We start from the raw sequence: 10,664 nt of genomic DNA on the forward strand, positions 1-10,664 counted from the left end.
TACTCAAATGAGAGGGATTGACTACTCAAATGAGAGGGATTTATAATTACTCTTTTTAAGAGTAAAATGCAAATCTCTCTTTTGTTGTTGTGAAACTTTAGAAAAATGAGTAAAGATTTAATTGTAAAGGCAAATGCACTAGTTGAAGCAAGCTACTACTTAACCGCCAATGAGCAACGGCTGATTTTATCTGCAATCACACAAGTGCCTAAAAACGGTGTTTTGCGTGATGACCGCATTTACCTTGTAAATGCTGATGATTTTATTGCGCTTGGCGTGCACCCTAAAACCGCTTATCGCGAAATGGAGGAGGCTATTCAAAGACTGTTTGATAGAATGATAACTATAAAAAATAATGGAGCATACCTTAAAACTCGTTGGGTTCAAAGTATTGGTAAAGTTAATAAAGAAATCGCTGACAAATTAGGCTTATTACCTGCTAATGAATTGGTATTACTTGATAAAAAATCTTTGGTGTATGGCATTCAGTTTTCACATCAAGTATTACCATTTTTGACTAATTTGACCGCTAATTTTACCAAATATAAATTAACAGAAATTGCAGGTTTTAGCAGTCATTATAGTTACCGATTTTATGAATTTATCATGCAATTCCAATCAACAGGAGTCACTAAAATTAGTCTTAATGATTTACGCCAACGCTTAGATTTGGACGATAAATATAAGGCAACAAGGGACTTAAATCGTTGGGTGATTGAAACAGCCATTAAGGAAATCAATGAAAGATCCCCTTACAAGGTTGAATATACACTACTGAAAACAGGTAAAAAATTTACTCATCTTGAATTAAAATTTAAGAAAAAAGAAACTGCTAAAAACAATAAAAATCAAGACCAAACCACTGCAAATATTGATTTAAACAACCTAACCGACCAAGAACACGATATTATCGCCCAAAAGCAAGCATACGCACAACAAAAGGGCATTACTGACCCTTTGCATATCCAAAACCTTATCAATCAAGGCATAATAGCACACCGTGACGCCTTGCAAGCCGAACAAGAAGCAAAAGAGCGCAAAAAAGCCGAACGCCAAGCGCAAAAAGCACGTGAAAAAGAGCAATTAGAGCTGGCAAGGCAGCAATACGAAAAGATTTTAGCCAGTGATACGCTGATTAACGCCTACATTGCAAATAACATCAATCCGCAAAAGATGCGCGCCAGCCTCCAAAAAATGCGTTATGAGCAGGGCAATTTTAGGGGGGTGTTTGAGCTGGAAAAAAATAAATTTGAGGATTTGTCTTATTTTAAATCTTTGAATTTAAAGTTTTTAGACAAAATAAATTCATGAAAATGGGGGGTTCAAAAAAAGAAGACAAACCCCCTCTTTTGTAAGCTTAACTTAATTTAGGTTTTTGCTCTAATGGTTTTTACCATAATTGCTGATTTAAATGGGGGTTTATGTCAGAAATTTAAGAATTTTATATTGTAAATATAATGCAAATTATGTAGAATATGATTGCAGATAATAGGTAAAAAATGTGCAAATTATGGCTACTACAAATTTTAACGTTCGTCTTGATGAAAATTTAAGAGCGGAAGCTACCCAAATTTTAGCAAGTTATGGACTTTCACCAACTCAAGCTATTAAATTATTTTTTAATCAAGTGGTTGCGACCCATAAAATTCCTTTATCTTTTGACTACCAAGCAATAGAAAAACAACCCACTGCAAAATTATTGAATGCAATTTCTGAACTAGAGAATGGTGAAACAACCACATATGAAAGTTTGGATGACTTTGTAAAGGCGTTTAAATGAAAAAAATTGAGACCACACGCCAATTTGATAAGGATTTGAAAAATTTAGGCTTAACGTCAGAATTAATTGATGTGCTTCATGCTTTGATTAATGATTTACCAGTTCCTAATAAGTATAAAGACCATGCTTTACAGGGTAACTTACGCCAATACAGAGAGTGTCACTTAAAACCCGATATGCTCCTCGCCTACCAAACCACCAAAGATAGTGTCAAGTTAATTGCTGTAGATAATCACAATAACTTGTTTAAAACATTAAGTAATCGCTGATTTTTCTTGCATAAAACCTTATTTAATGATTCTGCTAAAAAGGGTATTCGATAAATCTTTTATGGTGAATCAAAGAAATTATTTTGGTCAAAGAGGTTATTATTGATTTAGGCGCTACCAATTTAGCTACCTTATCAGATGATACTAAATTTTAAATGCTAAAATCATTAAAATCTAATTAGATTGATTTTTATTTTAATTAGTTGTTTAATAAATCAAATCTATTATTTCTATCTTTTTTATAAATCTAGGCTATTTGATTTTTCCTTTAAAAAGTGTTAATTACATAATGACAAGCTGTGGTGAGCATTTAGTTACATCCAGCGTAAAAAAAGAGGGTTGGTGGTCATTTCAAAACCACCTTAATCTTAAGATGATAAAAATAAACCAATTTAGAAATTTTAAAAGTTAAAAACAGATAAATAGAATTTATCAAAACCATCTTTATCTTGGTTTATCTTCCGCTACCTGAATTTGGTAGTTTTACGGTGGTGAAAATTAAATACAATAGTTATTCTATTTTCTCCATGTTAGCAAATAACTGTGCAAAATCTTCATCAAATGTGTTTTTGTTCATTTTTAATGTAATGATATCGCCTTTATGGGATAAATGAATTTTACCCTTGCCTTTTTTGGCGGTATATAAAACAGTAGATTTTGGTAATGATTTTTTATCTATTTGCAGCAACTGTTCTTTTACCATGTGTAAAATCTTGCTTTGTAAGCCATGATGTTTTTTGTAGTGAGTGACGTCATTTTTATGGTCGTCACTTAATTTATTTGATTGCAATAATGTTGTTAAAACATCAATCAAGGCTGTTTGAAATTGCGCATCGCTAATCTGGTTATCTTTTTTAAGTTTAACTAGATTTTGAGCGGTTGCAGCAGTAATTAAACTTGGATGTTTTTTTAATAAGTCATGAACTTTGCTTGAAAACTCATCAAATGCTAAAAACCGATAAAATTTTCCTTTGGCTATACCAATATGAGCCATTAATTCTTGACGACTGTCCCAATAAGCTAAGACTTGATTAAGTGCCAAATAACTTTCAAAGTCTGTTAAATCTTCACGACTTAAATTTTCACTTAATGCCATGGTTGCATTTGCTTTATCATCCAAGGTTTTGATAACACAAGGTACATACTCTTGCCCTAATAATTTTAAGGCACGCCAACGTCTTTCACCCGCCACGATATAAAAATATTCTTCATCGTCAAGATTTTTTTGTTGTGGGCATTCTCTAACAATGATGGGCTGTATAAGTCCATTAGCAGCGATATCTCGCGCCAAATCTGATAAGGCAACATCATCAAAATTAATACGTGGTTGATTGGGATTGGGTAAAATCTTATCAATAAAAATCGCTACATATTGCCCTTCAGCAACAGTAAAAGCATCAACAAGTGGGTTTTGAACATGTTTAGCTAAATTTTCTTTATGAGTAAATGGTTTTGTATCTTTTACTAAGGTTTCTTTAATAAGCTCAGGATTTTTAGCGATGCTTTCCAAAATATCTAGAGGGTTTTTAAAAGTTTGACTCATTTTTTTATTCCTAAATATTTATTGAATCTCTTTGACTAATTTTAATTCTTGAGCAAGGTATACAGCAAGCTCTTGGTAAGCAGTATGTCCTACATAGTGTTTCATGATGGATAAAGGTTCTTTTTCATAGCTGGATTTTGAAATCGCTGTTGTTGCCGGAATGTGAATTGGCAGAATTTTTCCAAAAATCGTGTGAATTTCGTCAGAGATAATTTTCGACATGGTGGTTTGTCGATCGTATCGAGTTAATAACACACCTAAAAATTCTAATTGTGGATTGTTGCGTTTAAGTTTATTAACAAACTGTTGAAGTTGTGCTGAGCCATACAAATCATAAACACTTTCTGCAATAATAGGAACCAGATAATGGGTTGAACACATTAATGCGTTTTTGTTAAATAGCCTTAAATCGGGCGGTGTGTCTATGATAATTACATCATAAGCCAGCTTCAACGGTTTAATAATTTGGGTTAATACCTCAAAGGGGCGGATTTCTGATTTTAATAATTCGTCTTCAATCAGCATCAAGTTCAAATTTGAACTAATTAGATGTACACCATCGCAAACTGTTGTTGTACAGATTGCTTGTTTTAGTAATTCTATATCATCTGCATTCATCAACACATCTTTGATGGATACAGGAATATCTTTGGGGTGTATTTTTGATAAGTGTTGACTGGCATTAGCTTGGGGGTCTAAATCAATGACCAGAGCATTTAAACCAAGATTGGCAAATTCACAAGCTAGATTAACTACCGTTGTGGTTTTGCCACAACCGCCTTTATGATTAGCTACGGTGATAACTGGGCTATTTTGTGTCATAGATACTTGAATGGATAAATAATTTAGATTTATTGTATCATAATTAAATTTTAAGTTCAAAATTGAGTTCAAATATTATGACCAAAACTGCTAACATCATCATTTGGTGGGCAGTTGGTGTTATCTTACAGTTGGTAGCTTTTTAAATTCGTTTTTTTGGTTTATAAAGACTGTTTAGCTCCTGAAAACCCAGGGTTAAGCTTCCTTTCTATCTAAAAAAACTATTAAAAAAACCGCAACTCCCGCTTTTATTGTGAATAACTTCATTTTTTGACATTTTTAAATTTTCTGAAAATTTTTTTGGGGGGTTGCTTATCACTTTACTTGCTCTTGCCAGTGGTTAATTTTGTGATAATTTCCTTTTTCTTGTGATTTTTAAGGAAATAAAACCCCCTATTTGCAAGGATTTGGTCTTGTTGGATTTACTCATCTTGGTTAATTATGCCACACAAACAGCAAACGATAATCACTTAGTTCTGCAAGATACAAAAATCAGTGCTAATGCGATTGCTATTGCTGCCAATCACTATCTTTTACTAGATGTTGGGGTGGATAATCAGTATCATTATCATAAATTGGTTTAAATATGGCAGAATCAAACATAAAACTACAATCACAGAAACGGTCAATGAATTTTCTGATGCCAAAATGTCCAATCCTTGTAATTGAAAAAGATGCCCAAAAACGTACATTAAAGGAAAATATTTTAGAGCTTGGCAAAATTCCAGAATACAGTTATTTAAATGAACTTGCCCAAAATAATAAAATTAATTGGTCGGAAATTATTCTTACCCAAGAGCAATGGAACTATACACAGCAAGGGTTGACTAGCGAAGGGGCAGCGATTGTTGCACTGGCGGTAGCGGTGGCAACGGCAGGAACAGGCTCGGGAATTTCTGCAACTGTTGGAGCGATGGCGGGCAGTATTTACTGCACTTGTTAGTCAAGCCAGCATTAGCCTAATTAATAATCAGGGTAATGTAAAAGTTGCCAAAAGAGCTGGGCAGCAAGGAAAATGTACGCGCATTGGCTTTTTGTAATGGCAACAGTGGGCGTTAGTGTCAAATTAGACAAAACACTTGCCAAATATCCTACTAAAACTCGACAAAATCAGTCTTTGGTGATAAAGTCGCCAAAAGCATTAGTGAGGGCGTAAATAGAGGCGTTTTGGAAAATGTTGTTTATGGCACTAATTTAGAAGATGCCCTTATCAAAAACCTAAAAGGCCAGCTGACAAATGCAGCAACAGCTGCTGCTTTTAGCGATTTTGTCAAACATATTGATGCTGATGGCGGCGATCAAAACCTGGTTATCAAAAATATTTCTCATAAACTTGCCGCTGCATTAACAGGCTGTATCAGTGCTGCTGCCAATAGCCAGAACTGCGAATCTGGGGCGGTTGGTGCTGCCGTTGGAGAAATGTTTGGCGATTTTGTTGTCAATAAAATATGGCGTGATTGATGAAAAACAGCGTGAAAAACTGATCAATCAAACCAGGTTATTAGCAGGCATCACCGCCGCCTTTAGCGGTAATGATGTTAATACCGCTACGGATAAGACGGGGGAGGCGGTGAGGTGGAATGCTATTGGGAGAGGTTATTCTGAAAATAAAAGAGAATATACTCCTGAAGATATTCCCAATATATTAAATGATGTTAAAAAGCTAGAAAAAGAAGGAAGAAATCATGGTTTAATATTAGCACCAAATGCTTTAAATCACTATATTAATGGGAAGGGTAAGGATTTTGAAGTAAAAGATGAATTTCTTTTGAAGTTTTCAAGTATTTCAAAGGCTGATAAGATTAATCAAGACAGATTTATTAAACACGAAAAGGGTATTATAAATGAAATACAAAAGATGAAAAGTAATAATAAGCGTTCTTTTCACATTCATTTTGATAAACTTGTTTATGCAGAAATGTTTTTTTGAAAAAGATTTATATTATGGTTCAGGTGGTAGTACACTATCTAGTTATGGGAGTTTCAGTGCCAATAGAAATAAAGACACTGTTATTATTAATGGTATAGTTGAGGTTTCTTGGTATGATAGATATGATTGGGATAAAGGAAAATTAACAAATGTTATTGGGTTAGGGACATTTGATGATGAAAAGTTTGCATATTTAGAAAAACAAGGTTATGCCAAATCATTTAATATGAAGTCAAACTGGAGTTATAATTTTAGTGGAAATTATAATGAAAGATTAAAAAAATGGGGCGATGTAAAATGGGAAAAAAGATAATTTATATAGCTATAATTTTATCTATAGTAATTTTTAACTATTATCAATTCAGATGGGTTGAGCTTGAAAAAGTATTTAGAAAACCTAATGGGGAATATTTTTATTTTGAAAAAATAGAGAAAGAAGATAGGTTATGTTATATCAAAGAACTTATTGATTATAATTACAATTTTATTATTAGAAATAAAGGTATTATTTATATTAGATATCACAATAAGAATAGCTTAGAAAAATTAGATGAATTAGCAAATTTAACAACTGATGCAGAAGAATTAAAAATTCTAAATGAAAATAATAACAGAAATCAATGTTACATAATTGATGAATAAATTCTAATTAGAGTTTAATATATAAATTACAACACGACAGAAATTTTTAAAACCACATCAGAACATCCGTTTTGGGTGGAAGGTATCGGCTGGTTAAAAGCATCCTTATTAGAATCCGGTATGATTCTACTTGACAAGCATGGGCTTGCCAATGTTACAATCATCAGCCAAGCCAAGCTAGACCGCACCGAAACCGTCTACAACTTTGAAGTGCAAGATTTCCATACCTATCATATTGGTAAATATGGGGTGTGGGTGCATAATGCGGATTGTTGTGGGTTATTACAGAAAGGGGGTAATAAAATTAATGGCAATACATCAAAAAAATTAAATGAGGCTTGGGGAACAAATTATACTTCTAGGGATATTGGCAGAGGTTTGGAATCTTTAAAAAAAGAAAATGGTATCCCTGCTAATCATCATGGGAAAATTATGTCCAATGGAGACTATGTGGGAGAAAATGGAATTAATTATGGAAATATTTTGGATTACATGCCATGAATGATAAAAACAAACACTCTAGAATGACACCAATAACATATGATTATCCATCGTGTGGTTATGTTTATGCTGAATTCATTGTTTATTGTAATTTTGATAATATCAAAAATATTAACAATATTACACCCAGTTATAAACAAGTCAAAGGAGACATCATTGAAAACTCTTTTGGGAGAAAAAGGATTGCTAATCTAGATTTATGGAAACTCTCATCGGAGAATAAGATAAAATCAAGAGATGCCAGAAATCATATTGATTACATTCTTGAAAAGATATATCCCAACAAGGAGGTTATTATTCAATTGCAAGAATATCATAAAATGTTTATATCTTGTGTTTGGTTTTCTAGTGGGGATACAGGTGGGCCTGCAATATGGCCAGAACAAATGAAGCTATTAAGTGATTTAAACCTAGAATTAAGTTTTAGTTTCTACCCATATGAGTGGTAAGATAATTTGTTTATTTTTAGGAACCAAAAGGCCCTTATCCACACTCTACTCCAAAACTCTTCCACACCTATCATATTGGTGAATATGGGGTGTGGGTGCATAATGCGGATTGTTGTGGGGTTGATCAGAAATTAATAGATAATCTATCAAAACCGTTGAGTAAATCAACTAAAGATCATATCATTAAAAGGCATGATTACAATGAGATTAGGCAACAAATTGACACAATCATGAATAAAACAGGAAAAAGCAAGCAAGATGCGTTTAATATGTTAAACCTAAGCAATAGAACATTTTTTAATAAAAACTGGGATCAAAACACAATAGTAAAAGCTACTGAATATGCAAAACAAGACGCTATTGGTAAAAATGTAACAAGTGGAAATCATACGGTTATTTATCGAGGAGAAAAAATTACAATAAATATATCTAATGATGGGAAAGTGTCAACGGCTTACGGTCATTATAAATATAACATTAACGATTTCTGATATAAAAAGGATAATTTATATGATAAGTATCAAATATAGAATAAACGAAAGGTCTTTAATGGATAACTATGATGACATTCTTAGTAAACCAATTATTTATGGAGTTTTTATTGTTGAGAGTGACTTTGATTTTTATTTAAGAGATAAATGCATGATTGATGATGAATTATTTGAACTATTTAAGTTTAATGATGATTTGTTTGATTGGTTTTTTAATCTTAATAAAATTAACATAGAGTTAATGAAAGACGATAATAAATACATTATGCTTGGTTATGACTTAGATAGTGCATATATCAAAAACTATATTTTGTTCACAAAAAATAATCAATATTTAAAAATTTCAATTATTGAGTGTGATAATCAAGATGGTACATTAAAATTATTAAGCAAAAAACTACCAGATAATTATAGAATAATCAATGAGATGGCTCCTATCAATATTAACATATGGTTGGAGGAAATTTATAAAAAAACAAAGCAATTTCTTGATGATATAACCAGCATTTATAAGGATTTTGATAATTATATATATATTAAAAAACTCAATGATTTTTTAAAAGTTTATGAAAATAATGTAAAAGCATAAATTTACAAGTCTGAATCCATAAATTTTCACACCTACCATATTGGTGAGTTCGGGGTGTGGGTGCATAGTGTGGATTGTTGCAATATTGATGTAAGTAGTTGGCACAAAGGAAGCCACAATGACAGCATCTCTTCTTTACAATCTCATTTTAATAAACATGGAGCCGAAGTTGGAGCAGAAAATATAGAACAATACTTAAGAAAGGCTGTATCCTTTAAGCAAAATCTAAGGGGTGCAACAAAATCTTCCGTTGCTGGTGCGACTTATGGTGTGATTAGATACAAGAAAAATGGTAAATATATTGATATAGCTCCAGATAGAACTATTTTTCCTTTGGAAAACATTAAGGATATTTTTATGATAAATTTTGATATATATTTAGAAAACAATATAGTTGGCGGATTAAATTTTCAGATTTGATATTCCATTGATGGTATCATTGACTATAATAATTCATTGGTTATCAATGAAGATTTATTTTCTCTAATTCAGGAAGATTTTAGCCGTTGTTATTATGATGATAAAGACAAATACCAATTTTATCATTGGGGGCATAATTTTCACAACAAACAAGATATAGTTAATATATCTTTAAGATTAAAAAATAGAATTTCTTCTATTAAAGAAGATAAAATAAAAGATTTAAATTATTATTGGTTAAGTGATGACCAGGTGGTTTTCTTGGAGAAAAATAAAATTGATTTTATATTATCTATCAATAGAGTAATTGAATTTATTAATAATTCATGCGCAAAAGATTATGATGGAATATATGTTATCGGGGTCTAGATAGTTCTTGATAAAAGAAATTTAACAGTATTATTATAAGGGCATGTTGTCTCTACTGGTTCTAGAAGAGGTGCTGATGCTAAAAAATATGTTCAACAACAAACTCATATTGGTAATATAGATAAATGAAACAAACTAAATTATGTCCAATTTTTTGTCTTGAAAAGGGGGTTGAAATTGATGATTTTTCCGAGATGATTGATTGGTCATATAACCGTAGCTGCAGTAATACTGTTCTTATTTTAACTGAAGATGAAGTTAAATATTATCAAAAGGAAGGATTATGGGAAATAATATCTGAAGAAACAGGAAATTGGCTTTTTGGATTATATGAGGATGATTGGATATTTGACTTTGATACTATGAAAAATATTATAAAATCAATAAATGAATCAAATATCAAGATAGATAGAAATATAAATAAAATATTATTTATATTAAATTACGCTATAAGTAATGAAAAATCTGTTATTTTTTATCTTTGAAGTGTAGAAAAAAACCAAGTGGTTATATTTAAAAAAAATTAAATGATATTTAAAGATAAATTATATTTCTAGAGATATTGGTGAAAGTTTATAGTATTTAAAAAAAGAAAATATTATTCATGCTAATTATCATGGAAAATTGGTTTTAATAGGTATTGTATGTAAGATAATAGTAAAGGCGTAGCTTATGTAGATAAAAACAGTAAAAAACTTAAACTGGTTCGTATCAATCCCACCAATCCCACCAAAAAGGATATAAAGAAACCATGATAGATATAACACAAACAGAAACCTATCAAAAAGCTTTAGTTCATACTATTCAGCACGCTGCTTTTGATCAAGAAATTATAAAATATGTTGATTATATTACTCAT

General features: G+C 31.5%; 18 protein-coding genes. 16 read left to right on the plus strand and 2 right to left on the minus strand.

The genetic code is table 11. The features are described 5' to 3' along the window. Nucleotides 1-105: 105 nt before the first annotated feature. The 3 genes from ACZBKJ_RS09305 to ACZBKJ_RS09315 all read left to right on the plus strand — a co-directional run bounded on the left by ACZBKJ_RS09305 (nt 106) and on the right by ACZBKJ_RS09315 (nt 2,049). On the plus strand, nt 106-1,311 hold the full coding sequence (locus ACZBKJ_RS09305; RefSeq protein ID WP_463200798.1) for a RepB family plasmid replication initiator protein: 1,206 nt from the start codon (nt 106-108) through the stop codon (nt 1,309-1,311). Nucleotides 1,312-1,510: 199 nt separating this feature from the next. Next, nucleotides 1,511-1,780 (plus strand): type II toxin-antitoxin system RelB/DinJ family antitoxin, encoded by a 270-nt coding sequence (locus tag ACZBKJ_RS09310; protein ID WP_463200799.1) that lies wholly within the window; start codon nt 1,511-1,513, stop codon nt 1,778-1,780. Continuing rightward, nucleotides 1,777-2,049 carry a type II toxin-antitoxin system YafQ family toxin gene (locus tag ACZBKJ_RS09315; protein ID WP_463200800.1) on the plus strand — a complete coding sequence of 91 codons (273 nt, stop codon included), beginning with the start codon at nt 1,777-1,779 and terminating at the stop codon, nt 2,047-2,049. Before ACZBKJ_RS09310 ends, ACZBKJ_RS09315 begins: the two co-directional genes overlap by 4 nt. Nucleotides 2,050-2,560: 511 nt before the next feature. Here the strand turns inward: ACZBKJ_RS09315 and ACZBKJ_RS09320 are convergent. Beyond that, nucleotides 2,561-3,592 carry a ParB/RepB/Spo0J family partition protein gene (locus ACZBKJ_RS09320; RefSeq protein ID WP_463200802.1) on the minus strand — a complete coding sequence of 344 codons (1,032 nt, stop codon included), beginning with the start codon at nt 3,590-3,592 and terminating at the stop codon, nt 2,561-2,563. Nucleotides 3,593-3,610: 18 nt separating this feature from the next. Then, a complete protein-coding gene (locus tag ACZBKJ_RS09325; protein ID WP_463200803.1) occupies nt 3,611-4,414 on the minus strand; it encodes a ParA family protein in 804 nt (267 codons plus the stop codon). 413 nt (nt 4,415-4,827) lie between these two features. Between ACZBKJ_RS09325 and ACZBKJ_RS09330 the strand changes: the two genes are divergently transcribed. The 13 genes from ACZBKJ_RS09330 to ACZBKJ_RS09390 all read left to right on the plus strand — a co-directional run bounded on the left by ACZBKJ_RS09330 (nt 4,828) and on the right by ACZBKJ_RS09390 (nt 10,290). Then, nucleotides 4,828-4,998 carry a hypothetical protein gene (locus ACZBKJ_RS09330; RefSeq protein WP_463200804.1) on the plus strand — a complete coding sequence of 57 codons (171 nt, stop codon included), beginning with the start codon at nt 4,828-4,830 and terminating at the stop codon, nt 4,996-4,998. Between the two features lie 56 nt (nt 4,999-5,054). After that, nucleotides 5,055-5,357 (plus strand): hypothetical protein, encoded by a 303-nt coding sequence (locus ACZBKJ_RS09335; RefSeq protein WP_463200806.1) that lies wholly within the window; start codon nt 5,055-5,057, stop codon nt 5,355-5,357. Nucleotides 5,358-5,554: 197 nt separating this feature from the next. Then, complete coding sequence (locus ACZBKJ_RS09340; protein ID WP_463200818.1) at nt 5,555-5,875, plus strand: DUF637 domain-containing protein; 321 nt, start codon at nt 5,555-5,557, stop codon at nt 5,873-5,875. Beyond that, nucleotides 5,838-6,344 carry a hypothetical protein gene (locus tag ACZBKJ_RS09345; RefSeq protein WP_463200807.1) on the plus strand — a complete coding sequence of 169 codons (507 nt, stop codon included), beginning with the start codon at nt 5,838-5,840 and terminating at the stop codon, nt 6,342-6,344. The genes ACZBKJ_RS09340 and ACZBKJ_RS09345 overlap by 38 nt, the downstream gene beginning before the upstream one ends. Beyond that, complete coding sequence (locus tag ACZBKJ_RS09350) at nt 6,325-6,657, plus strand: hypothetical protein (protein WP_463200808.1); 333 nt, start codon at nt 6,325-6,327, stop codon at nt 6,655-6,657. Before ACZBKJ_RS09345 ends, ACZBKJ_RS09350 begins: the two co-directional genes overlap by 20 nt. After that, entirely contained in the window at nt 6,642-6,986 is a 345-nt protein-coding gene (locus ACZBKJ_RS09355; protein ID WP_463200809.1) for a hypothetical protein, read from the plus strand. Before ACZBKJ_RS09350 ends, ACZBKJ_RS09355 begins: the two co-directional genes overlap by 16 nt. A gap of 42 nt (nt 6,987-7,028) precedes the next feature. Further along, entirely contained in the window at nt 7,029-7,487 is a 459-nt protein-coding gene (locus ACZBKJ_RS09360) for a polymorphic toxin-type HINT domain-containing protein (RefSeq protein ID WP_463200819.1), read from the plus strand. Beyond that, on the plus strand, nt 7,484-7,936 hold the full coding sequence (locus ACZBKJ_RS09365; protein ID WP_463200811.1) for a DUF4279 domain-containing protein: 453 nt from the start codon (nt 7,484-7,486) through the stop codon (nt 7,934-7,936). Before ACZBKJ_RS09360 ends, ACZBKJ_RS09365 begins: the two co-directional genes overlap by 4 nt. 95 nt (nt 7,937-8,031) lie before the next feature. Then, the gene (locus tag ACZBKJ_RS09370) at nt 8,032-8,427 is read left to right on the plus strand and encodes a hypothetical protein (protein ID WP_463200812.1); all 396 of its coding nucleotides are present in this window, start codon (nt 8,032-8,034) and stop codon (nt 8,425-8,427) included. Nucleotides 8,428-8,446: 19 nt separating this feature from the next. Then, the gene (locus ACZBKJ_RS09375; protein ID WP_463200813.1) at nt 8,447-9,016 is read left to right on the plus strand and encodes a hypothetical protein; all 570 of its coding nucleotides are present in this window, start codon (nt 8,447-8,449) and stop codon (nt 9,014-9,016) included. Between the two features lie 60 nt (nt 9,017-9,076). Beyond that, nucleotides 9,077-9,436 (plus strand): hypothetical protein, encoded by a 360-nt coding sequence (locus tag ACZBKJ_RS09380; protein WP_463200814.1) that lies wholly within the window; start codon nt 9,077-9,079, stop codon nt 9,434-9,436. A 36-nt stretch (nt 9,437-9,472) separates the two neighbouring features. Then, the gene (locus ACZBKJ_RS09385; RefSeq protein ID WP_463200816.1) at nt 9,473-9,805 is read left to right on the plus strand and encodes a hypothetical protein; all 333 of its coding nucleotides are present in this window, start codon (nt 9,473-9,475) and stop codon (nt 9,803-9,805) included. 125 nt (nt 9,806-9,930) lie between these two features. Then, entirely contained in the window at nt 9,931-10,290 is a 360-nt protein-coding gene (locus ACZBKJ_RS09390) for a DMP12 family DNA mimic protein (RefSeq protein WP_463200817.1), read from the plus strand. Nucleotides 10,291-10,664 lie beyond the last annotated feature (374 nt).

Source organism: Moraxella sp. I5G (assembly GCF_055193055.1).

Excerpts from the sequence above, each read along its gene's own strand:
- ACZBKJ_RS09315 (WP_463200800.1), top strand. The coding sequence starts at position 1,777 with ATGAAAAAAATTGAGACCACACGCCAATTTGATAAGGATTTGAAAAAT.
- ACZBKJ_RS09350 (WP_463200808.1), top strand. The coding sequence starts at position 6,325 with ATGCAGAAATGTTTTTTTGAAAAAGATTTATATTATGGTTCAGGTGGT.
- ACZBKJ_RS09390 (WP_463200817.1), top strand. The coding sequence starts at position 9,931 with ATGAAACAAACTAAATTATGTCCAATTTTTTGTCTTGAAAAGGGGGTT.
- ACZBKJ_RS09355 (WP_463200809.1), top strand. The coding sequence starts at position 6,642 with ATGGGAAAAAAGATAATTTATATAGCTATAATTTTATCTATAGTAATT.
- ACZBKJ_RS09365 (WP_463200811.1), top strand. The coding sequence starts at position 7,484 with ATGAATGATAAAAACAAACACTCTAGAATGACACCAATAACATATGAT.
- ACZBKJ_RS09325 (WP_463200803.1), bottom strand. The coding sequence starts at position 4,414 with ATGACACAAAATAGCCCAGTTATCACCGTAGCTAATCATAAAGGCGGT.
- ACZBKJ_RS09310 (WP_463200799.1), top strand. The coding sequence starts at position 1,511 with ATGGCTACTACAAATTTTAACGTTCGTCTTGATGAAAATTTAAGAGCG.
- ACZBKJ_RS09335 (WP_463200806.1), top strand. The coding sequence starts at position 5,055 with ATGCCAAAATGTCCAATCCTTGTAATTGAAAAAGATGCCCAAAAACGT.
- ACZBKJ_RS09375 (WP_463200813.1), top strand. The coding sequence starts at position 8,447 with ATGATAAGTATCAAATATAGAATAAACGAAAGGTCTTTAATGGATAAC.
- ACZBKJ_RS09320 (WP_463200802.1), bottom strand. The coding sequence starts at position 3,592 with ATGAGTCAAACTTTTAAAAACCCTCTAGATATTTTGGAAAGCATCGCT.
- ACZBKJ_RS09305 (WP_463200798.1), top strand. The coding sequence starts at position 106 with ATGAGTAAAGATTTAATTGTAAAGGCAAATGCACTAGTTGAAGCAAGC.